This is a genomic window from Delftia sp. PX-1 (assembly GCF_055797465.1).
Genome location: NZ_CP184763.1, coordinates 5,746,697 through 5,768,006, shown reverse-complemented (window position 1 = coordinate 5,768,006; position 21,310 = coordinate 5,746,697). Strand labels below are relative to the sequence as shown.

Sequence of the window (21,310 nt, the reverse complement as noted above, 5' to 3'; positions counted from 1 at the left end):
GAGGGAGACGACAGCCTTGCTGCGGGGCGGCCCTTGCTCGCTGTCCCTGGTCCCTTGGGCCGCGCCGGTTTCATGGGTTGTGGGCGGCGCGAGCGCCATGGAAAACTGAAATGAAGGAGTCCGCCGACGCGCCGTATCAGAGGCGCACGGGCACGCCGCGCTCGGCCATGCGCTGCTTGGCCTGGCCCACGGTGAATTCGCCATAGTGGAAGATGCTGGCGGCCAGCACGGCGTCGGCGCCGCCCAGGGTCACGCCATCGGCCAGGTCGTCCAGCGAGCCCACGCCGCCGGAGGCGATCACGGGCACGGGCACGGCGTCGCTGACGGCGCGCGTGAGCTTCAGGTCGAACCCGGACTTGGTGCCGTCGCGGTCCATGCTTGTCAGCAGGATCTCGCCCGCGCCGCGGCGCGCCATTTCTGCGGCCCACTGCACGGCGTCCAGGCCGGTGTTCTTGCGTCCGCCGTGGCTGTAGACATCCCAGCCGGGGCCGGCGGCGCGGCCGTCGGCGCCGATGCGCTGCTCGTCTTCGGCGGTGCGGCGCTTGGCGTCGATGGCCACGACGATGCACTGCGCGCCGTACTTGTCGGAGGCGGCATTGATCACATCGGGATTGGCGATGGCGGCCGAGTTGAAGCTGGTCTTGTCGGCGCCCGCGTTGAGCAGGCGGCGCACGTCCTCGACGGTGCGCACGCCACCGCCCACGGTCAGCGGAATGAAGACCTGGCTGGCCACCGATTCGATGATGGGCAGGATCAGGTCTCGGCCATCGCTGGTGGCCGTGATGTCCAGGAAGGTCAGCTCGTCCGCGCCCTGGGCGTTGTAGCGCGCGGCGATCTCCACCGGGTCGCCCGCATCGCGCAGCTCCACGAAGTTCACGCCTTTGACGACGCGCCCTCCCGTGACGTCAAGACAGGGGATGATGCGTTTGGCAAGCATGGGCAGACTCGTGGCTAGGGCGTGAAACAAGGGCGAAAAGATACCACGCCCTCGGCGTCCGCAGGCGCTGCGGGGTTCAGCGCTTGAGACCTGCGGCCTGGCTTTGCCAGCGCCATGCGTCCTCGCACATGCGGTCCAGGTCCAGCATGGCCTTCCAGCCCAGCAGGCGCTCGGCCTCGGCGGGGTCGGCCCAGCACTGGGCCACGTCGCCGGGGCGGCGCGCCACGATCTGGTAGGGCACGGGGCGGCCGCTGGCGCGCTCGAAGGCCTTGACCATCTCCAGCACCGAGACCGGGCGCCCCGTGCCCAGGTTCACCGTCAGCAGGCCTTGCTGTTTACGCAGATGGCGCAGCGCCGCCAGGTGGCCGCGCGCCAGGTCGGTGACGTGGATGTAGTCACGCACGCCCGTGCCGTCCGGCGTGGCGTAGTCATCCCCAAAGACACTGAGCTGCTGGCGCTGGCCGATGGCGACCTGCGACACATAGGGCATGAGGTTGTTGGGGATGTCGCGTGGGTCCTCGCCGATCAGGCCGCTTTCATGGGCGCCCACGGGATTGAAGTAGCGCAGCCGTGCCAGGCGCCACTGGCCGGGCTCGGCGCGGTCCAGGTCGGCCAGCATTTCCTCGATCCACAGCTTGCTGCGGCCGTAGGGGTTGGTGGCAGACAGCGGGAAATCCTCGCGGATCGGCAGGCTGGCCGGGTCGCCGTAGACCGTGGCCGAGGAGGAGAACACCAGGCTGTGCACGCCCGCCGCCTGCATGGCCTGCAGCAGGGCGACCGTGCCGCCCACGTTGTGTTCGTAGTAGCGCAGTGGCTGGGCCACGGATTCGCCCACGGCCTTGAGTGCGGCGAAGTGGATCACCTCGCGGATGGAGTGCTCGGCAAACAGCCGGTCCAGCGCGGCGCGGTCGCGCACATCGCCTTCCACGCACAGCGGGCGCCGGCCCGTGATGCGTTCCATGCGGTCGAGCACGTCGGCGCTGCTGTTGCTGAAGTTGTCGTAGATCAGGTAGGGCTCGCCTGCGGCGGCCAGCTCCACGCAGGTGTGGGAGCCGATGAAGCCGGCGCCGCCTGTGACCAGGATCATGAATACCTCTCATTGGTGATTTTTTGGCGTGCCTAGTATCGCAATAACCCAGCTTTTCCTCGGGTTCAAGTGGGCTGAGCACAAAAGTAGGGAGAAAACACATTTGTAGACAAACAACGTTATGCTCGGCCCGCTTTTCGTCGGATTGACGATAGCTTTCATCAAATTGTTAAGAAATTTGATGCATAAAAACTATGAATTGATGGGGCATCACCACGCCCTGAGGAGAAGGCCATGAACGGTTTCCTGCGAAGCTGCCTGGTCTGCTGGGGGTTGCTGTGCGGCTGGGTGGTGCAGGCTGCCGAACCCGCGGTGGCTGTCTATTACGGGAACAAGGCATCGCTCAGTGAATTGAGCCTCTACGACATTGCCGTCGTGGAGCCGGGCCATGGCTATGACCCGGTCCGGTTTCGCAAGCAGGCCCCGGGCAGCGAGCTGTATGCCTACGCTTCCGTGGCCGAGGTGCTGCCCGAGCGCGCCTACTTCGGCAAGATTCCCGAGGCCTGGAAGATGGCGCGCAACGGCGCCTGGCAGTCCATCGTCCTGGACCAGACACCCGCGCAGTGGCCCGCCTTCTTTGCCGACGAGGTGATCGCGCCGCTGTGGAAGCAGGGCTTTCGCGGCTTCTTCCTGGACACGCTGGACTCCTACCGCCTGGCCACGAATTTCGACGAAAAGGCCCAGCAGGACGGCCTGGTGCGCGTCATCGAGACGCTGCACCAGCGCTATCCCGGCATCCGCCTGATCCTGAACCGGGGCTTCGAGATCGTGCCGCGCGTGAGGGACAAGGTACAGATGGTGGCGGCCGAGTCGCTGTTGCGGGGCTGGGATGCCAGCCTCAAGCGCTATGTGAACGTGCCCGAGAAAGACCGCGAATGGCTGCTGCAGCAACTGCAGACCATCCGCGAGCGCGACCGCCTGCCGGTGCTGTCCATCGACTACGTGGCCCCGCATGACCGCGACGCCACGCGTGAGACCGCCCGCCGCATTGCGCAGCTGGGCATCATCCCCTGGGTTTCCGATGCCGGGCTGCAGACCCTGGGCATAGGCCAGGTGGAGGCGGTGGCGCGCAGGGTGTTGATTCTCTACAACGGTGCCGACTATCCGTCCATCAACGGCGCATCGGCGCACCGCTTCCTGGAAATGCCCCTGAACTACATGGGCTACGTCGCCGACTACGCCGATGTGCGCGAGCCCCTGCCTGAAGGCGTGGCGCGTGACCGCTATGCCGGCGTGGTGAGCTGGTTCGGCGGCGCGGTGCCCGAGATGCGGGCCAAAAGCGTGCGGCAGTGGCTGGCCAACCAGGTGCAGCAGGGCATGCCGCTGCTGGTGCTCAATACGCTGGGCCTGTCACAGGACCGCACCATGTCGGCCGCCCTGGGCACGCGCAGCACGGAAGCGGCACCCGTGTTCCCGCTGCGGCGCGCCGAAAAGGCGCCGGTCATGGGTTTCGAGATACAGCCGGCCGAGCCAGCGCACGATTACGAAGGCTGGGAGTTCACGCCGCAGATGGCCAGGGGCAGCCGCGAGTTGCTGTCCTTCGACGACAAGCGGGGGCGCCGCTTCGTGTCGGCCGCCATCACGCCCTGGGGCGGCTTTGCACTCATGCCCTATGTGGTGGTGGGCATGCCGGGCACCGACCAGTCGCGCTGGGTGATCGACCCCTTCGCGCTGTTGCGCGAGGCGCTGCGCCTGCAGGACTTTCCGGTGCCCGACGTCACCACCGAGAACGGCCGCCGCCTGCTGCTGGCTCATGTGGACGGGGACGGCTTTCCTTCCAAGGCCGAGCTGCCGGGCACGCCCTTCGCGGGCGAAGTGCTGCGCCGCGAGATCCTGGAGCGCTACAGGATTCCGCACACCATCTCGGTCATCGAGGCCGAAGTCTCGCCGCAGGGCCTGTATCCGCAATGGGCCGACCAGCTGGAGGGCATTGCCAAGCGCATCTTCGCCATGCCCCATGTCGAGATCGCCAGCCATTCCTATTCCCATCCCTTCTTCTGGGAGCCCGGGGCAGCGCCCGACGGGGATGACAGCAAGGAGGTGAACCTCAACCTCCACATCCCCGGCTACCAGATGGACATGAACCGGGAGATCAATGGCTCGGTCGACTACATCCGCAAGCGCCTGGCGCCGCCCGGCAAGCCGGTGGACGTGTTCCTGTGGACCGGCAACACGGCGCCCAGCGCCGAGGCCCTGGCCATCTCCGACGCGGCGGGACTGCTCAACATGAATGGCGGCGACACGGCCATCACGCGCAGCAATCCCTCTCTGACGGAGGTGCGCAGCTGGGGCCTGCGCAAGGGCGGCCATCTGCAGATCTATGCGCCCGTCACCAACGAGAACATCTACACCAACCTCTGGCACGGGCCGTTCTACGGCTTCGAGCGCGTCATCGAAACCTTCGAGATGACCGACGCGCCCCGGCGCATGAAGGCCGTGGACATCTACTACCACTCCTACTCCGCCAGCAAGCAGGCCAGCATCAAGGCCCTGCACAAGGTCTACCAGTGGGCGCTGGCGCAGCGGCTGAACCCGGTCTACAGCTCCGAGTACATCCGCAAGGTGCAGGATTTCTACGAATTCGCCATCGGCCGCGACGCGCAGGGCTGGCGCCTGCGGGGCCCGGGCCAGTTGCGCACGCTGCGCATGCCGCCCGGCATGGCCCTGCCGTCCATGGCTGCCAGCCGCGGCATCGCCGGCTATGCCAAGGGCACGGACGGAAACTACCTTCACCTGGCCGGCGGCGCCGGATACCTGGTGCAGCAGGATGCCGCAGGCGCGGCCGCCTCCGCGGCGCGCCCCTATCTGGTGGATGCCAATGCCCGGCTCACGCAATGGCTGCCCCAGGCCGATGGCGGCGTGCGCTTGACCCTGCAGGGCCATGTGCCGCTGGAGCTGCGCATGCACCTGCCGTCCGGCTGTGCGCTGAGTTCCCTGAACGCCGCCAATCCCCTCATTGCCGTGGCGGGTGCCGATACGGGCAGCTCCAACCTCCGTTCCTTCAGAAGTACCCATCACAGTGTTGAACTCCAAGCGCAATGCCGGGGGCTCTGAGCGCCCCGTCACGGTTCCCTTCTGGCTGATCGTGCTGCTGGCGGTACTGATCGGTGGCGCCCTGTGGATGCTGTTTCCCAAGCAGGATCTGGAGCGCCGGCTCTCCGTCACCGGAGATGATTCCGAGCTGTCCTACAACTACCTGAGCAACCTGCTCAAGAGCGACCCGGGCAATGAAAACCTGCGCGCCCTGCTCAAGGCCAAGGAGGAGCGCCTGAAAGCCATCAAGCTGGCGCGCGAAGAGGCAGCCAAGCAGGCGCTGCCCAGCGCCGCCGTCCAGGCCTGGGAGCGCTGGCAGGCCGCCTACCAGAACTATCTGGAGGCGCAAAAGCAGGACCATCGCGCCGGAGGGCAGGCCGATGCCCTGGCGCTCCAGGTGATGCAGGCGCTCAAGGAGGTCCCGCTGGCGGGTCTGACCCAGGAGCAGGCGCTGTACCTGGCCTCTTCGGCGCTGGTACTCAAGGACGCACCGCTGGCCCTGGGCATCTACGACGACGTGGCAGAGCGCCAGGCCGATCCCGCGCGCAAGGCGCAGGTCTATGAGTCCGCTGCGCGGCAGGCGCTGGGCATGTCGCTGTACGAGGAATCGGCGCGGCTGCTGCGCCAGGCCAGCGCCACGACCGAGGACGTCCAGCAGTCGCGCGCCTACCTCTGGCAGGCCCTGCAGGTGCTGCAGTCCGGCAACCGTGCCAGCGAAGCGCTGGCGCTGGCGCGCCAGCAGGAAGAACTGTTGGGCAGCGACCCGGAAACGCTGCGAAGGCTCATCGGCCTGGCGCGCGCGGCCGGCAACCGGGCCGAGGCCGAGCGCTATGCCAAGCGGCTGCTGCAGCTGTCCCTGCTGCAGCAATGGCAGGTGCAGGTGGCAGGCGCTTCGGGAGCAGGCCCGGCCGTAGCGTCCGCAGTGGCCGACGACGGCGCCTGGGCACTGCAGCCCGTGGCCTGGACCGCCCCGGGCTGGCGCATGCTGCGCACGGCCGACCCCGCGCGCAAGCCGCCGCCGGGCCTGCCCTTTGACGACAAGACCTACCAGCTGGGCTACGAGGTGTTCCTCGAGAACCGCAATCTGGAGGACGCCTGGCGCGTGGCCACGGCCGCGGTGCGCCAGGCGCCGCAGGACATGGCCTGGCGCGAGCGCCTGGCCCAGGTGTCCGAATGGATGGGGCAGCAGCAGCAGGCCCTGGACAACTGGCTGGTCATTGCGCAGAACACGGGCCGTGAAGATGCCTGGAAGACGGTGATGCGCCTGGCGCCGGGCCTGTTCGACGACCGCGCCCTGATTGCCGGCCTGCGCCACCAGTTGAGCCGCCGTCCCCAGGATGCCGCGCTGCTGCAGGCGCTGGTCCAGGCCTATGAGCGCCAGGCCGAGCCGGGCGCGGCCATCGACTATCTGCAAAAGCACGGCAGTACGCCGCAGTCGCAGATTCTGCTGGCCCAGCTGGCTGAGCGCGCAGGCCGTCCGCCGCTGGCGCTGCAGGCATGGAAGCGCGTGCTCAGCGATCCCGAGCAGCGCACGCCGGCCCATGTCATGCCCGCCGCCGTGCTCGCGCTGCTGCAGGGCGAGCCGGCGCTGGGCCTGCGCTGGCTGGAAGACGCACAGACGCGCGTTCCGGCCGGCATGCAGGACGAAGGCGAGTACTGGCGCCTGCTGGGCGACCTGGCCCAGGACCAGCGCCAGGAGGCGCTGACGCTCAAGGCCTACCGCCGCCTGCTGCAGACGCCGCACGCCGGCATCAGCGACTACGACGAAGTGATCCGCCTGCTGCAGCGCACCGACCGGCGCGAGGCGGCCCAGATGTCCCTGCATGCCTGGGAGCAGTTCCAGGACGTGCGCCATCTGACACAGGCCTTCTACCTGCTGGAGGACCAGGAGGACTGGACGCAGATCGGCCGCCAGGTCGAGCGCATCATGGCCGACCCGGCCTTGCTCAAGCGCCTGATGGGCCAGCCCACCTTCTTCCAGATCCTGGGCGCCTACTACCAGCGCACTGCGCAGCCGAAAAAGGCCATGGAAGCCTTCGAGAAGGGCCTGGCGCTGGACCCCGGCTCCACGCCGCTGCGCCAGGGCCTGATGTGGCTGCTGATCGACACGCAGAACGCGGCGGCCCTCAAGCTGCTGCTGGCGGCGGCCGAGCCCGTGTGGGCACGTGATGCCGACATGCACGGCGCCCTGGCGGCGGCCTACATGACGCTGTCGCGCCCGGCCGTTGCGCTGGAGCGGTATCTGAAGCCGCACCGCACGGAGCATGCCGACGACTTCCTGTGGATGATGCAGTACGCGGACGCGCTGGAGCAGAACCAGCAGGCGGACCAGGCCTGGAACCTGAGGCAGCAGCTGTGGCAGCGCGAGAAGGCGCGCACGCGTGCGCAGCAGGGCCCTTCGGCCGATGCGGCCCGCCGCTGGCTGACCGCCGAGGGCCTGGACGAGGTCCAGCGCCAGGCACGCAGCCGGCTCATGCTCTTTCATACCCAGGGCGATGCCGAATTCGCCCTGATGCGCGAGCTGCTGCGCATGGACCTGGAAGGCGGGCGCCGCGAGCATTCCGCTGCTGCGGCCGAGCTGGCCATCGCCTGGCTGCAGGAGCGCGGCGAATACCAGGCCGAGCGCGGCTACCTTTGGCAGCAGTACGCGCGCAGCCGCAGCAAGAGTGCCAGCGCACCGCTGTGGGCCGAGATCACGGTGGCCCTGGCGGAAAAGGATGTGGCCCAGGCCGGGCAGCTGCTGCAGCGCCATGACGAGGCACTGCCGCGCTACGACCGCATCAACGCGGCGGCCATGGTGGGCGATGTGCGGCTGGCGCAGACCGCGGGCTTCGAGAGCATGGCCTACCAGCCCGACGACGATCCCCTTCACCTGGGGCTGACCGAGCAGTTGCTGGCCTTCAGCGACTACGGCGGCCTGCAGTTGCGCAATCGCCGCATGGACGCCATCGACGAGCAGGTCTCGCGGCTGCGCTGGCATGTGGGTCTCAACCCCCGCTGGGCGCTGGACCTGGATGCTGAGGACGTGCGCCGCACGGTCAACAAAAGCACCCTGGTGCGCGGACCCTCCCAGGAGCGGGGCATCGGCCTGCGCCTGACGCGCAAGACGCAGTCGGCCTCCAGCGAGTTCATGCTGGGCCGGCGCGAAAGCCTGGAGAGCTACACGCCGATGCAGTTCACGCAGACCTACAACGTGGACAGCCGCTGGAGCCTGCAGGCATCGCTGGGCCGGCACCTGGCCACGCAGGAAACGCTGGCCATGCGCATGGGCGGCATGAAGGACCGCGTGTCGCTGGGCAGCAGCTACCAGCTCTCGCGCCTGGACCAGATCACGCTGGAGCTGGCATCGGAGCGCTACCGCGTGCAAAGCGGCGTCCGCGTGGGCTCCGGCAACCATGCGATGCTGCAATACCTGCACACCTATCGCAGCGAGGCACCCACCCTGCAGTTCGGCGCCTTCACCTCCTGGCACCGCTACAGCCGCACCGACCCGGCGCTGCTGCAGGGCAGGAATGCGGCCATCCTGGGCTACCTGCCTGCGTTCAACGATCCCACCATCGACTATCTGTTGCCGCGCAGCTTCCGCTTCTCGGGCCTGCAGATGATGTTCAACACGGGCTACGAGCAGCAATACACGCGCGCGCTGCGGCCCTATGCCAGCCTGGCCCTGACGCACCACAGCATCAACGGCGCGGGCTACGAGCTGGGCATGGGCCTGGCCACCAGCCTGTTCGGCGCGGACCACCTCGCGCTGGGCCTGAACCTGTCCAAGTCGGGCATCAACACCGTGGGCAATACCCGCGAGCTGTTGCTCACCTACCGCCTCCACTACTGATCCGAAGACTTCAAGGAGCCTTTCCATGACACACCGCACTTCTTTTGCCTCCCGCCTTCGCGTGCTCACGGGTATGGCCCTTGTCGGCCTGCTGTCTGCCTGCTCGACCATCGACCGGGGCACGGCGCCCGCGCTGGAGACGAACGCCAGCTGGGCCGTGCTGCCCTTCGAGAACCACACCGAGACACCCATGGCCGGCAACCGCGCCGCCGCCATCGCCACGGCGCTGATCAATGCGCGCGGCGTGGGCCAGGTCAAGCGCTACACGGGCGATGCGCTGCAGGAGACGCTGTTCGACGGCCGCGACGCCAAGCGCCGCGAGGACGCCCTGGCCTGGGCGCGCGGCGAAGGCGTGCGCTATGCGCTGACGGGCGCGGTGGACGAATGGCGCTACAAGGTCGGAGTGGATGGCGAACCGGCCGTGGGCGTGACGCTGGAGATCGTGGACGTGGGCACCGGCGCCACCGTGTGGAGCGGCGCGGGCGCGCAAAGCGGCTGGAGCCGCGAGGCCCTGGCCGCCGTGGGCCAGAAGCTGATCCGCAATCTGCTGGGCACGGGCCTGGCCAACGCCCGATAAGCGCATCGAGGAACGATTTTCCATGCCAGACCAAGCCACCACGCCCAAGGCGGCACCGCATCCCGATGCACCGCGCCGAGCCGGCATTGCCGCGGAATTCAGGGGTTCGCCCCTGGGCCTGCTTGTGCAGACAAGCGCCAAGCCCTGGGTGGTGGTGGGAGAGACGCTGCTTTTGCCGTTGCTGGCCCTGTTGGTCGGCATGTGGGCCAACCCCGCCAACCCCCTGTGGGTGGAGGCGGAGTTTCCCTGGGCCTGGCTGGCGCCCGTGGTCGTGGCCCTGCGCTACGGGCCCGTTGCCGGCCTGTCGGCGTCCGGTGTGCTGCTGCTGGCATGGCTGGGCGTCAACCAGCGGGATCTGTCGCTGTTTCCCGAACAGTATTTCCTGGGCGGCCTGATCCTGGTCATGGTCGTGGGCGAGATCTCCAGCCTGTGGCGCGCGCGCATACGCCGTGCGCGCACGGCGCAGAACTACATGGACCAGCGCACCGAGCAACTGATCCGCCAGCATTACCTTCTGCGCCTGTCGCATGACCGCCTCGAGCAGGAGCTCATAGGCCGTCCCGTGTCCATGCGCGACGCCATCAACGTGCTCAGCGGCCTCAGCGGCGCCGAGGGCGATGCGCAAAGCCTGCTCAACCTGCTGGCGCGCTTCAGCCAGATCAGCGTGGCCAGCCTGGTGCCCGTGCGCAACGATGTGCTGGACCCCACGCCCATTGCCCAGCTGGGCGGCGAGCGACCCATCCATGTCCATGACCCGCTGGTGCGCCAGGCGCTGGACAGCCATGTGCTGTGCCATATCTCGCAAAGCATGGCGCAAGGCCAGCAGACGCAGTACATCGTCGTGGCGCCCATGCTGGACCTGGAGGGCGAGATCTACGGCCTGCTGCTGGTCGAGGAAATGCCTTTCTTCGCACTGCAGGAAGAAGCGCTGCAGACCATCAACCTGCTGCTGGGCTACTACACCGACAGCGTGGCCGCCAACAGCCTGGCCGCACCGCTGCTGCAGGCCTATCCCGACTGCCCGCCGCACTTCGCCTTCGAGGTGCAGCGCATGGAGCATGTGAACCGCAGCGCGCGCCTGAGCAGCGTGGTGGTGGCGCTGGAGCTGTCGCCATCGGCCGTCCAGGCGCAGATGGCCCAGCAGATCATGCGGCTGGAGCGCATGCTGGACCGCTCCTGGCTGCAGGAGCGCGATGGCCGGCAACTGCTGGCCATCTTCATGCCGCTGGGCACCAACGCCACGGCCGAGGGCTACCTGAACCGCATCGAGGCCTGGCTGGCCCAGCGCGGCGTGGCCTCGCTGGCCGATGCGGGCATCTTCCCGCGCACCATCTTGCTGGACCGCTGCTCGGCCATCAGCGTGCTGGAGCGGCTGCACCAGATGGGGCAGGGCCATGCTTAACCTCAAGCTGGCCCTGGGCGCGCTGGCCGCGGAAATCGCCTCCTGGAGCAGCCTGTGGCTGCTGCGCAGCCAGTCGGACGCCGCCCTGCTGGGCTATCTCATGGCCCATGGATTGGCCAGCGGCCTGCTGGCGCTGTGCCTGGCGCCGTTCCTGGCCACCTCGGCCAGGTCGGTGCGCCAGCGCCTGGCCCTGGTGGCGCTGATGGGGCTGTTTGCCTATGCCGTGCCGGTGGCCGGCATCCTGGGCGCCGTCGTGGCCACCATTGCGCTGCACACGCAGCGCGGCCCGCGCGGTGGCCAGCGCTTTCCGGTGATGCCCCTGCCCGATTTCGACCCGCACCAGCAGTCCGGAACCAGCCGCCGCCAGGCGGGCCTGCAGTCCTTCCTGGCCAATCCCAATGTGCCCGTCGCCTCGCGCATGCGGGCCATGGTGGCGCTGGGCAGCGTGCCGGGGCGCATTGCCTCGCCCATGCTGCGCACGGCGCTGGGCGATTCCAGCGAGGACCTGCGCCTGCTGGCCTACAGCATGCTGGACGCCAAGGAGCGCGAGATCAGCAAGACCATCCACCAGGAGCTTCAGCTGTTCGAGCACGCCCGCCAGTCCGAGGGCGATGCGCCCTGCGGGCCGCGCGGCCTGCAGGCGGCTCGGGCGCTCACCGACCTGTATGCGGAGCTGGTCTACCAGGGCGTGGCGCAGGGCGATGTGCGTGACCACGCCATCCAGCAATCCCTGCACTACTGCGACCTGGTGCTGGCCCAGCGGCCCGACAACGCGCTGCTGCTGTTGCGCCGTGGCCGGCTGTTGCATCTGCAGGGCAGGCAGGTGGAGTCGCTGGCCTGCTACGAGCGCTCGCTGGCGCTGGGCATGGAGCCCGCGCGCGTCGTGCCCTACCAGGCCGAGCTGCTGTTCGAGCGGCGCGAGTTCGCCAAGGCGCAGGCGCTGATGCGATCGCTGGACATCGAGCATGCCCTGCCGCGCCTGAAGCCCAGCATCCGCTACTGGAGTGCCTCATGAGCCGTGCGAGCCAGTTCCCCACGGCGGCCAGTGCGGACATCGCGCTGCTGCTGGAGGGCACGTTTCCCTATGTCAGCGGCGGCGTGTCCAGCTGGGTCAACCAGATCCTGCAGGCCTATCCCGAGCACCGCTTCGCCATCGTCTTCCTGGGAAGCCGGCGCGAGGACTATGGCGATTTCCGCTACGCGCTGCCGCCCAACGTGGTGCACTTCGAGCAGCATTTCCTCTTTGACGCCCTGCACTCCAACATCCAGCCCGCGCCCTCGCGCGGCCATCCCGAAGCCCTGGCCAAGGCCCGGGAGTTCCTGCAAGCGCTGGAGGCGCATGACGGCACTGCCGAAAGCCGGGCCAAGGTGCTGGCGGCCATGCGCTCGATTGCGCTGGAACTGCAGCCCGGCGGCAGCCTGCCGCTGGAGGATTTCCTGCACAGCGAATTCGCCTGGGACCTGATCCGCGACAGCTACCGGCGCCACTGCACCGATCCATCGTTCGTGGACTTCTTCTGGACCGTGCGCATCATGCTGCAGCCGCTGTGGCTGATGGCGCGCATCGCCCACGGGCTGATCCCGGTGCGCGTGCTGCATACGGTCTCCACGGGCTATGCGGGGTTTCTGGGGGGGCTGCTGCACCATTCGCGCGGCCTGCCGCTGGTGCTGTCCGAGCATGGCATCTATACCAAGGAGCGGCAGATCGACCTGTTGCAGAGCACCTGGATACGCGACAACCGCAACATCTTCCAGCGCGACCCCATGGAGGTGTCGTTCTTCCGGCAGATGTGGATACGGTTTTTCGACTGGATGGGGCGCTTTTGCTATGGCGCGGCCGACCCCATCATTGCGCTGTACGAGAACAACCGCCTGCGCCAAGTGGCCGATGGCGCGGCGGCAGAGCGCACGGTCAGCATTCCCAACGGCATCCGCATAGAGCGCTTTGCGCCGCTGCGCGCCCAGCGGCCGGCTGGGACGCCGCCCGTGCTGTGCCTGATCGGCCGCGTGGTGCCCATCAAGGACATCAAGACCTTCATCCGCGCCATGCGCCGCGTGGTCAACCGGATGCCCCAGGCCCAGGCCTGGGTGGCCGGCCCCACGGCCGAAGACCCGGCCTATGCCGATGAATGCCAGAACCTCGTGGACAGCCTGGGCCTGCAGGCCAACGTACGCTTTCTGGGCATGCAGAAGGTGGAGGAGTTGCTGCCCAAGGTGGGCGTGGTCGTGCTGTCGTCCATCAGCGAGGCGCTGCCCCTGGTGATTCTCGAAGCACAGGCCGCCGGCGTGCCCGTCGTCAGCACCGACGTGGGCTCGTGCCGCCAGCTCATCGACGGGCTGGGGCCCGAGGACCAGGCCCTGGGCTCGTGCGGGCGCGTGGTCGGCATTGCCAACCTCGAGGCACTGGCCGATGCCTGCCTGGAGCTGCTGGCATCGCCCGGGCAATGGCAGGCCGCCAGCGCGGCCGGGATTGCGCGCGTGGAGCGCTACTACTCCGACCGGCTGCTGTTCGAGCGCTACAGGCAGGTCTATGACAGGGCGCTGCAACAGTCCGAGGAAAAACACTGATGGCCGGCATTGGATTCGAACTGCGCCACCTGCTGCGCAAGAACACGCTGACCAGCGTGCTCCAGGCCTACGCCTATGCGGGCGTCATCGGCTCGGGGCCGTGGGTGTTCTCCATCATCGGCATCCTGCTGGTGGGGGTGTTCAGCGTCAGCGTGGTGGCGCCGCCGCTGCTGGTCACGCAGTTCCAGACCTCGGTCACCTACCTGGTGGCCAGCAGCCTGATCCTGACCGGGGCGGCGCAGCTGGCATTCACGCGCTTTGTCTCGGACCAGCTGTTCCTCAAGAAGGACGAGAGCATCCTGCCCAACCTGCATGGCCTGCTGCTGGTCGTGGTGGCCACTGCCAGCGCGCTGGGCACGCTGGCGCTTTTCGTGGTGCTGCCGGGCCAGGGCCTGCTGTACCGCGTGCTGATGCTGGCGGGCTTCACGCTGATGTGCGTGGTCTGGGTCATGACCGTGCTGCTGTCGGGCCTCAAGCACTACCGGGCCATTGCCGGGCTGTTCGGCGCCACCTACCTGCTCATCGTGCTGCTGGCGCTGCCGCTGCGCTACTGGGGGCTGGAAGGGCTGCTGGCCAGCTTCGTGATCGGCCACGTGCTGCTGCTGGCCGGCATGTGGATGATCGTGCTGCGCAGCTTTCCGCTGCAAAAGCGCTGGATCGCCTTCGACTTCACGCAGCGCTCGCTGATCTTTCCGGCGCTGATCGCCATCGGCGTGCTCTACAACCTGGGCATCTGGATCGACAAGTTCATGTTCTGGTACTACCCGCCGACCTCGCAGCAGATCATCGGCGGGCTCAGGGCCTCGCTGATCTACGACCTGCCGGTGTTCCTGTCCTACCTGTCCATCATTCCGGGCATGGCGGTCTTTCTGGTGCGCATCGAGACCGACTTCGTCGAGTACTACGACAAGTTCTTCGATGCCGTGCGCGGCGGCGGATCGCTCGAGTACATCGAGTCCATGCGCAACGAAATGGTCTACGCCATCCAGGCGGGCCTGGGCGAGATCGCCAAGGTGCAGACGCTGGCCGTTCTCGTCACCCTGGTGGCCGGACCGGCCATCCTGCAGTTGCTGGGCATCTCCCAGCTGTACCTGCCGCTGCTGCATGTGCAGGTGGTCGGCGCCGGGCTGCAGGTGGGCGTGATGGCCGTGCTCAACGTGTTCTTCTATCTGGACGAGCGGCGCATCGTCTTCATGCTGTGCCTGCTGCTGGTGGTGCTGAACATCGCCTTCACGGGCATTTCGCTGGCGCTGGGCGCCGCGTTCTATGGCTACGGCTTTTGCCTGGCCATGCTGGTGACGCTGTGCGTGGGCCTGTTCATGCTCTCGCGCGAACTCAACCGGCTCGAGTACAAGACCTTCATGCTGCAGTGACCGGCAGGCATCTCTCGCCCTTTGCCGATTTGCACGGTCTTGATCCAGCGTGTTGGCGGGGGGCGCCGGTCTGCGCGACAATACGGGATTCGGCGCCGGCACCCAACCGAGACAAAGGTTCCGCCAAGGAACCATTCATTACAACGATTGCGCACCTTGCGTGCAGCGGCCGCCGCCTTTCGCTTTTTCCACTCCAAAGCTTTAAGCCATGAAAAAACGCACCCTCTTGGCCATGGTGGCCCTGTCTGCACTGCTGGCAGCCTGCGGCAAGAACGAGTCCGCATCGACCGCCGCCGCGCCGGTTGCCGCCCCCGTGCCGGCAGCCATGACCAAGTTGGTGATCGGCCTGGACGACAACTTCCCGCCCATGGGCTTTCGTGACGACAAGAACGAGATCGTCGGCTTCGACATCGACATGGCGCGTGAAGCCGCCAAGCGCATGAACGTGGAGGTGGACTTCAAGCCCATCGACTGGAGCGCCAAGGAGGCCGAGCTGGTCGGCAAGCGCGTCGACGCGCTGTGGAACGGCCTGACCATCACCGAAGAGCGCAAGAAGAACATCGCCTTCACCGCGCCCTACATGGAGAACCACCAGATCATCATCGTGCGCGCCGACTCCGACATCAAGGACAAGGCCGGCCTGGCCGGCAAGGTCGTGGGCGCGCAGGATGGCAGCTCGGCCGTGGACGCCATCAAGAAGGACGCCGCCGTGGCCGCCAGCTTCAAGGACCTGAAGACCTTCGGCGACAACATCACCGCGCTGATGGACCTGTCGGCCGGCCGCCTGGACGCCGTCGTGGTCGACGAGGTCGTGGGGCGCTTCCACGTGGCCAAGAAGGCTGGCGAGTACCTGGTGCTCGAGGACAACTTCGGCACCGAGGACTACGGCGTGGGCCTGCGCAAGGAAGACACCGAAGTTCTGGGCAAGCTCGAAGCCGCGCTGGCCGAGATGAAGAAGGACGGCAAGGCCGCCGAAATCGCCTCCAAGTGGTTCGGCAAGGACATCATCAAGTAAATCCGGCACACCATGCGACCGGCAAGGCCAGCCTGGCATTGCCGGTCTTTTGCGTTCTGGGACGCACGCGCCCGTGGCTGCCCGGATCCTGCCGATGCCGGCGGGGCCGCGCACCGCACTGAGGCCATTCGATGGAATATGTAATCTCGCTCATGGGGCCGCTGTCCGCCGGCGCCCTGGTCACCCTCAAGCTCTTCGTCATCACCCTGGCGCTGTCCATTCCCCTGGGACTGTCGCTGGCGCTGATGCGCATCTCCCGCTTTCCCGCCCTGAGCCGGCTGGTCGGCGGATACATCTGGCTGATGCGCGGCACGCCGCTGATGCTGCAGATGCTGTTCATCTACTTCGCGCTGCCCTTCGTGCCCGTGATCGGTGTGCGCCTGCCCGATTTCCCGGCCGCCGTCGTCGCCTTCGCGCTGAACTACGCCGCCTACTTCGCCGAAATCTTCCGCGCGGGCATCCAGTCCGTGGACCGCGGCCAGTACGAGGGCGCCAAGGTGCTGGGCATGAGCTACGGCCAGACCATGCGCCGCATCATCCTGCCGCAGATGTGGGCGCGCATCATCCCGCCCGTGAGCAACGAGACCATCACCCTGGTCAAGGACACCTCGCTCATCTACGTGCTGGCCCTGAATGACCTGCTGCGCGCGGCGCGCGGCATCGTGCAGCGCGATTTCACCATCACGCCCTTCGTGGTGGCCGCAGGCTTCTATCTGGTCATGACTCTCGTGTTGACCTGGATCTTCCAATACCTAGAAAAACGCCATGCCAAATACGACGCGTGATAGCGCGCCCGAGACCATGATCTCGGCGCAGAACATCTGCAAGGGCTTTGGCGGCGTGCCGGTGCTGCGCGGCGTTTCGCTGGAGCTGGCGCGTGGCGAGGTGGTGGCCATCATAGGTCCCTCGGGATCGGGCAAGAGCACCTTTTTGCGCTGCCTCAACCACCTGGAAACCATTGACAGCGGCCGTGTCGCCGTCGAGGGCGAGGTGCTGGTGGACAGCGGCGCGGACGGCCGTGCCCACTACGTGCCCGAGGCGCAGATCCGCCAGATCGGCCGCAAGATGGGCATGGTGTTCCAGTCCTTCAACCTGTTCCCGCACCTCACGGTGCTGGAGAACGTCATCGAGGCGCCCATCATCGTCAAGGGCCTCAGGCGCGAGCAGATCGTGCCCAAGGCCGAGGCGCTGCTGCACAAGGTGGGCCTGCTGGAAAAGCGCGATGCCTATCCCAACCGTCTGTCGGGCGGGCAAAAGCAGCGCGTGGCCATTGCCCGGGCCCTGGCCATGGAGCCCGACATCCTGCTGTTCGACGAGCCCACCTCCGCGCTGGACCCCGAGCTGACCGGCGAGGTGCTGCGCACCATGCGCGAGCTGGCGCAGGAGCACATGACCATGCTGGTCGTGACCCACGAGATGGGCTTTGCCCGTGAAGTGGCCAATCGCGTGATCTTCATGGACAAGGGGGAGATCGTCGAGCAAGGCCCTGCGGAAGCATTCTTTGCGGCGCCGCAGCACACGCGGACCCAGGCATTCCTGCAGAACATGTTGTAAAAAAACATCTGTCCAATCCGGATTTTCCCCAGGTCCAGAGAGCGTGCAACGCTTGTGTAGCAAGCAAAGCATGCTCTTTTTTTTATGGCGGTTTCTGCCATGACTTTTTGAGAAACATACACGGATGTATGTTTATCTCGGGCGGTGGTGAGCAAGCAGCGGCACCTGTCTGCACAATAGCGGGCTTGCCTGCGAACATTTATCGACCGCACCACAGCATGATCCCAACCGCCTCTTTCGTGGAGTTGCGCAACGTCACCTTCGGCTATGGCGAGCGTGTGATCCTGCGCGACCTGTCGCTGCAGGTGCCGCGCGGCAAAGTCACGGCCCTGATGGGCGCATCGGGCGGGGGCAAGACCACCGTGCTGCGCCTGATCGGCGGCCAGCAGCATGCCCAGCAGGGGCAGGTGCTGTTCGATGGCAAGGACGTCACCACCATGGACGCCGCGGGCCTGTACGCTGCGCGCCGGCGCATGGGCATGCTGTTCCAGTTCGGCGCCCTGTTCACCGACATGAGCGTGTTCGACAACGTGGCCTTCCCGCTGCGCGAGCACACCGACCTTCCCGACGAACTGGTCCGCGACATCGTGCTCATGAAGCTGCATGCCGTGGGTCTGCGCGGTGCGCGCGACCTCATGCCCAGCGAGATATCGGGCGGCATGGCCCGCCGCGTGGCGCTGGCGCGGGCCATTGCACTGGACCCCGAACTGGTCATGTACGACGAGCCCTTCGCCGGGCTGGACCCCATTTCCCTGGGCACCGCTGCCCAACTGATCCGAGAACTCAACGACGCCATGGGCCTGACCTCCATCCTGGTGTCCCATGACGTGGAGGAAACCTTCCATGTGGCCGACCATGTGGTCATCCTGGGCAACGGCGGTGTCGCCGCCCAGGGCTCGCCCGAGGAAGTCAAGGCCAATCCCGATCCGCTGGTGCAGCAGTTCATACACGCACGCGCCACCGGCCCCGTACCCTTCCATTACCCCGGCGTGAGTGCCGAAGAGGATTTCGGCACGCCTGAAAGCCCGGTCAAGGCCAACGGCCGGAGGCGCGCATGAACCGGCTGCATCCCGCTCGCATCGGCGCGGCAGTGCGCCACCAATTGACCCAGCTGGGCATGGGCACCCGCCTGTTCGGCCGCCTGCTCGCGCTGATGGGGCCGGCGCTGGGCAGGCCGCGGCTGATTGGCGACCAGATCCATTTCCTGGGCAACTATTCGCTGGCCATCATCGGCGTGTCCGGCCTGTTTGTCGGTTTCGTGCTGGGCCTGCAGGGCTACTACACCCTGCAGCGCTACGGCTCGGCCGAGGCGCTGGGCCTGCTGGTGGCGCTCTCCCTGGTGCGCGAGCTCGGCCCCGTCGTCACGGCGCTGCTGTTTGCCGGCCGTGCCGGCACGGCGCTGACGGCCGAGATCGGCCTCATGAAGGCCGGCGAGCAGTTGTCGGCCATGGAAATGATGGCCGTGGACCCCGTGCGCCGCATCCTGGCGCCGCGCTTCGTGGCCGGCCTGATCGCCATGCCGCTGCTGGCCGCTGTCTTCAGCGCCGTCGGCGTGATCGGCGGCTGGCTGGTGGGCGTGGTCATGATCGGCGTCGATGGCGGTGCCTTCTGGGGCCAGATGCAAAACGGCGTGGACTGGTGGTATGACCTGGGCAACGGCGTTCTCAAGAGCCTGGTGTTCGGCGTGGCGGTGACCTTCATCGCGCTGCTGCAGGGCTATGCAGCCAAGCCCACGCCCGAAGGCGTGTCCCGCGCGACCACGCGCACGGTGGTGATGGCCTCGCTGGCCGTGCTGGGGCTGGACTTCCTGCTCACGGCCACGATGTTCAGCCTTTGACCCGGCACCGAAGCCACCCCCGCAAAACAAGGAAAAACAAACCATGCAGCAATCCAAGAGTGATGTCTGGGTCGGACTGTTCGTGCTGATCGGCGCTGCGGCGCTGGTGTTCCTGGCGCTGCAGTCGGCCAACCTGCTGAGCCTGAGCTTCCAGAAAACCTACACGCTGACCGCGCGCTTCGACAACATCGGCGGACTCAAGCCCAAGGCGGCCGTGCGCAGCGCGGGCGTCGTCGTGGGCCGCGTGGAATCCATCACCTTCGACGATCAGGTCTTTCAGGCCAGCGTGACCATGGCCATGGAAAACCGCTACGCGTTTCCCAAGGACAGTTCCCTGAAGATCCTGACCAGCGGCCTGCTCGGCGACCAGTACATCGGCATCGAAGCCGGCGCAGATGACCACAACCTCAAGGATGGCGACCGCGTCGTCGCAACCCAGTCGGCCGTTGTGCTGGAAAATCTGATCGGACAGTTCCTCTACGGCAAGGCCGAGCAGGGTGGCAGCTCCGGTGCAGGAGGCAAAGAATGACAACCAACCATGAACAGGCGACCGCGGGTCGCCCTGCAGTCCAGGCAGCATCCTGGCAGCGCACAGCCATGCTGGGCACATTGGCCGCCGCTTCGCTGCTCGCCGGCTGCGCCACCGCGCCGGGCGAGGCCCGCAATCCCCAGGACCCGTTCGAGCCGTTCAACCGCAGCGTCTACTCGTTCAACGACGGCCTGGACCGTGCCGTCCTGAAGCCGGTGGCCACGGCCTACCGCGACGTCACTCCGCGTCTGGCCCGCGATGGCGTGAGCAATTTCTTCTCCAACCTCAGCGATGTCTGGTCCTTCGTGAACAACGCGCTGCAGGGCCAGGCCGAAGGCGCCTACAACTCCGTCGTGCGGTTCTCGGTGAATACGGTCTTCGGCCTGGGCGGCTTGCTCGACATCGCCAGCGAGGCCGGCATCGAGCGCCAAAAGCAGGACTTCGGCCAGACCCTGGGTCGCTGGGGCGTGCCCACCGGGCCGTACCTGGTGCTGCCGCTGCTGGGCCCGTCCACGGTGCGTGACACTGCGGCTCTTCCGGTGGATGCCTGGGGCAACCCCATGTCGGCGATCAACGACATCCCGGTTCGCAACAGCCTGTATGTGCTGCGACTGGTGGATACACGTGCCCGCCTGCTCAATGCCTCCGACACGCTGGACTCCGTCGCGCTCGACCGCTACAGCCTGACGCGCGATGTCTACCTGAACCTGCGGCGTGGCAAGTCGGGTGATGACGGTCGCATCGAGGATTACGACGACGATGCCGGCAAGCTGCCGCCCGAAGACGGCGCGAAGTAAGCAGTTCGTAACATCCCGAGATGAAAAACGGCCGCTGCCTGACATGGCGCGGCCGGAAAAATGTGCAATATCAACCCGGTCAGGGGCATGAGGCCCTGCTGGGAAAGGAAGAGTGATGATCAATCGACGTGCCTGGAGCGCTGCCGCTGCAGCCATGCTGGCCATGGGAACCCTTGGCGCGGCACTGCCGGCCCGCGCAGCCGGCGAGACCCCCGATGCGCTGATCAAGCGTGTCTCCACCGACGTGCTGGAAACCATCAAGAAGGACCCCTCGCTGCGCGAGGGCGATGTCTCCAAGGTCAATGCGCTGGTCAATGACAAGGTCATGCCGTATGTGAATTTCCGCCGCATGACCTCCGCCTCGGTGGGGCCGGCCTGGCGCCAGGCCACGCCTGCGCAGCGCGAGAAGCTGGAGACCGAGTTCAAGGCCCTGCTGATCCGCACCTATTCGGGCGCGCTGACGCAGGTCAGCAACCAGACCATCAACGTCAAGCCCCTGCGCGCGGCAGCCGGCGACACCGATGTGCTGGTGCGCACCGAAGTGCTGGGCCGCGGCGAGCCCGTGCAGCTGGACTACCGGCTCGAGAAGTCCGGCGACGGCTGGAAGATCTACAACCTGAACGTGCTGGGCGTGTGGCTGGTGGAAACCTACCGCAACCAGTTCAGCCAGGAAATCAATGCCCGCGGCATCGACGGCCTGATCGAGACCCTGGCCACGCGCAGCAAGATGCCGGCCACGCCGCCCTCCAAGGGCTGACAGCCGCGG

General features: G+C 67.0%; 17 protein-coding genes. 15 read left to right on the top strand and 2 right to left on the bottom strand.

What is annotated here, in order from left to right:
* Positions 1 to 136: 136 nt before the first annotated feature.
* Both hisF and galE read right to left on the bottom strand, forming a co-directional pair.
* Positions 137 to 937 carry an imidazole glycerol phosphate synthase subunit HisF gene (hisF, locus tag ACN20X_RS26375; protein ID WP_013800786.1) on the bottom strand — a complete coding sequence of 267 codons (801 nt, stop codon included), beginning with the start codon at positions 935 to 937 and terminating at the stop codon, positions 137 to 139.
* 76 nt (positions 938 to 1,013) lie between these two features.
* Positions 1,014 to 2,024, bottom strand: a complete 1,011-nt coding sequence (gene galE / locus ACN20X_RS26370; protein WP_473210037.1) for a UDP-glucose 4-epimerase GalE — start codon at positions 2,022 to 2,024, stop codon at positions 1,014 to 1,016.
* A gap of 234 nt (positions 2,025 to 2,258) precedes the next feature.
* On the opposite strand from galE, the gene ACN20X_RS26365 reads away from it, so the two are divergent.
* The 15 genes from ACN20X_RS26365 to ACN20X_RS26295 all read left to right on the top strand — a co-directional run bounded on the left by ACN20X_RS26365 (position 2,259) and on the right by ACN20X_RS26295 (position 21,301).
* Positions 2,259 to 5,078, top strand: coding sequence for a bifunctional glycoside hydrolase/polysaccharide deacetylase family protein (locus ACN20X_RS26365; protein WP_392443430.1), 2,820 nt, complete (start codon positions 2,259 to 2,261; stop codon positions 5,076 to 5,078).
* Positions 5,044 to 8,892, top strand: a complete 3,849-nt coding sequence (locus ACN20X_RS26360; protein ID WP_432675291.1) for a tetratricopeptide repeat protein — start codon at positions 5,044 to 5,046, stop codon at positions 8,890 to 8,892. The genes ACN20X_RS26365 and ACN20X_RS26360 overlap by 35 nt, the downstream gene beginning before the upstream one ends.
* A gap of 25 nt (positions 8,893 to 8,917) precedes the next feature.
* Positions 8,918 to 9,469, top strand: a complete 552-nt coding sequence (locus ACN20X_RS26355) for a hypothetical protein (protein ID WP_016445568.1) — start codon at positions 8,918 to 8,920, stop codon at positions 9,467 to 9,469.
* Positions 9,470 to 9,491: 22 nt separating this feature from the next.
* Positions 9,492 to 10,871: a PelD GGDEF domain-containing protein gene (locus tag ACN20X_RS26350; RefSeq protein ID WP_016445569.1), complete on the top strand. Its 1,380-nt coding sequence runs from the start codon at positions 9,492 to 9,494 to the stop codon at positions 10,869 to 10,871.
* Positions 10,864 to 11,886, top strand: coding sequence for a hypothetical protein (locus tag ACN20X_RS26345; RefSeq protein ID WP_016445570.1), 1,023 nt, complete (start codon positions 10,864 to 10,866; stop codon positions 11,884 to 11,886). The genes ACN20X_RS26350 and ACN20X_RS26345 overlap by 8 nt, the downstream gene beginning before the upstream one ends.
* Entirely contained in the window at positions 11,883 to 13,439 is a 1,557-nt protein-coding gene (gene pelF / locus ACN20X_RS26340; protein WP_473210036.1) for a GT4 family glycosyltransferase PelF, read from the top strand. Before ACN20X_RS26345 ends, pelF begins: the two co-directional genes overlap by 4 nt.
* Positions 13,439 to 14,812: an exopolysaccharide Pel transporter PelG gene (gene pelG, locus ACN20X_RS26335; RefSeq protein WP_432675296.1), complete on the top strand. Its 1,374-nt coding sequence runs from the start codon at positions 13,439 to 13,441 to the stop codon at positions 14,810 to 14,812. The genes pelF and pelG overlap by 1 nt, the downstream gene beginning before the upstream one ends.
* Before the next feature lie 208 nt (positions 14,813 to 15,020).
* Positions 15,021 to 15,827, top strand: coding sequence for an amino acid ABC transporter substrate-binding protein (locus tag ACN20X_RS26330; RefSeq protein ID WP_016445573.1), 807 nt, complete (start codon positions 15,021 to 15,023; stop codon positions 15,825 to 15,827).
* Between the two features lie 131 nt (positions 15,828 to 15,958).
* A complete protein-coding gene (locus ACN20X_RS26325) occupies positions 15,959 to 16,612 on the top strand; it encodes an amino acid ABC transporter permease (protein WP_012207336.1) in 654 nt (217 codons plus the stop codon).
* Positions 16,593 to 17,381: an amino acid ABC transporter ATP-binding protein gene (locus ACN20X_RS26320; RefSeq protein ID WP_279494349.1), complete on the top strand. Its 789-nt coding sequence runs from the start codon at positions 16,593 to 16,595 to the stop codon at positions 17,379 to 17,381. Before ACN20X_RS26325 ends, ACN20X_RS26320 begins: the two co-directional genes overlap by 20 nt.
* Before the next feature lie 218 nt (positions 17,382 to 17,599).
* Positions 17,600 to 18,439, top strand: coding sequence for an ABC transporter ATP-binding protein (locus ACN20X_RS26315; protein ID WP_016445575.1), 840 nt, complete (start codon positions 17,600 to 17,602; stop codon positions 18,437 to 18,439).
* Positions 18,436 to 19,218, top strand: coding sequence for a lipid asymmetry maintenance ABC transporter permease subunit MlaE (gene mlaE / locus ACN20X_RS26310; protein WP_016445576.1), 783 nt, complete (start codon positions 18,436 to 18,438; stop codon positions 19,216 to 19,218). The genes ACN20X_RS26315 and mlaE overlap by 4 nt, the downstream gene beginning before the upstream one ends.
* Positions 19,219 to 19,261: 43 nt before the next feature.
* On the top strand, positions 19,262 to 19,747 hold the full coding sequence (gene mlaD / locus ACN20X_RS26305; RefSeq protein WP_016445577.1) for an outer membrane lipid asymmetry maintenance protein MlaD: 486 nt from the start codon (positions 19,262 to 19,264) through the stop codon (positions 19,745 to 19,747).
* Positions 19,744 to 20,544 carry an MlaA family lipoprotein gene (locus ACN20X_RS26300; RefSeq protein WP_026062402.1) on the top strand — a complete coding sequence of 267 codons (801 nt, stop codon included), beginning with the start codon at positions 19,744 to 19,746 and terminating at the stop codon, positions 20,542 to 20,544. Before mlaD ends, ACN20X_RS26300 begins: the two co-directional genes overlap by 4 nt.
* Positions 20,545 to 20,659: 115 nt before the next feature.
* Complete coding sequence (locus ACN20X_RS26295) at positions 20,660 to 21,301, top strand: MlaC/ttg2D family ABC transporter substrate-binding protein (RefSeq protein ID WP_016445579.1); 642 nt, start codon at positions 20,660 to 20,662, stop codon at positions 21,299 to 21,301.
* Positions 21,302 to 21,310: the final 9 nt, after the last annotated feature.

What these genes read in the sequence shown, in the direction of transcription:
- mlaE (WP_016445576.1), top strand. Translation starts at nt 18,436, where the DNA reads ATGAACCGGCTGCATCCCGCTCGCATCGGCGCGGCAGTGCGCCACCAA.
- ACN20X_RS26345 (WP_016445570.1), top strand. Translation starts at nt 10,864, where the DNA reads ATGCTTAACCTCAAGCTGGCCCTGGGCGCGCTGGCCGCGGAAATCGCC.
- pelG (WP_432675296.1), top strand. Translation starts at nt 13,439, where the DNA reads ATGGCCGGCATTGGATTCGAACTGCGCCACCTGCTGCGCAAGAACACG.
- ACN20X_RS26365 (WP_392443430.1), top strand. Translation starts at nt 2,259, where the DNA reads ATGAACGGTTTCCTGCGAAGCTGCCTGGTCTGCTGGGGGTTGCTGTGC.
- pelF (WP_473210036.1), top strand. Translation starts at nt 11,883, where the DNA reads ATGAGCCGTGCGAGCCAGTTCCCCACGGCGGCCAGTGCGGACATCGCG.
- ACN20X_RS26315 (WP_016445575.1), top strand. Translation starts at nt 17,600, where the DNA reads ATGATCCCAACCGCCTCTTTCGTGGAGTTGCGCAACGTCACCTTCGGC.
- galE (WP_473210037.1), bottom strand. Translation starts at nt 2,024, where the DNA reads ATGATCCTGGTCACAGGCGGCGCCGGCTTCATCGGCTCCCACACCTGC.
- ACN20X_RS26295 (WP_016445579.1), top strand. Translation starts at nt 20,660, where the DNA reads ATGATCAATCGACGTGCCTGGAGCGCTGCCGCTGCAGCCATGCTGGCC.
- ACN20X_RS26355 (WP_016445568.1), top strand. Translation starts at nt 8,918, where the DNA reads ATGACACACCGCACTTCTTTTGCCTCCCGCCTTCGCGTGCTCACGGGT.
- ACN20X_RS26325 (WP_012207336.1), top strand. Translation starts at nt 15,959, where the DNA reads ATGGAATATGTAATCTCGCTCATGGGGCCGCTGTCCGCCGGCGCCCTG.
- ACN20X_RS26350 (WP_016445569.1), top strand. Translation starts at nt 9,492, where the DNA reads ATGCCAGACCAAGCCACCACGCCCAAGGCGGCACCGCATCCCGATGCA.
- ACN20X_RS26320 (WP_279494349.1), top strand. Translation starts at nt 16,593, where the DNA reads ATGCCAAATACGACGCGTGATAGCGCGCCCGAGACCATGATCTCGGCG.
- ACN20X_RS26330 (WP_016445573.1), top strand. Translation starts at nt 15,021, where the DNA reads ATGAAAAAACGCACCCTCTTGGCCATGGTGGCCCTGTCTGCACTGCTG.
- hisF (WP_013800786.1), bottom strand. Translation starts at nt 937, where the DNA reads ATGCTTGCCAAACGCATCATCCCCTGTCTTGACGTCACGGGAGGGCGC.
- ACN20X_RS26300 (WP_026062402.1), top strand. Translation starts at nt 19,744, where the DNA reads ATGACAACCAACCATGAACAGGCGACCGCGGGTCGCCCTGCAGTCCAG.
- mlaD (WP_016445577.1), top strand. Translation starts at nt 19,262, where the DNA reads ATGCAGCAATCCAAGAGTGATGTCTGGGTCGGACTGTTCGTGCTGATC.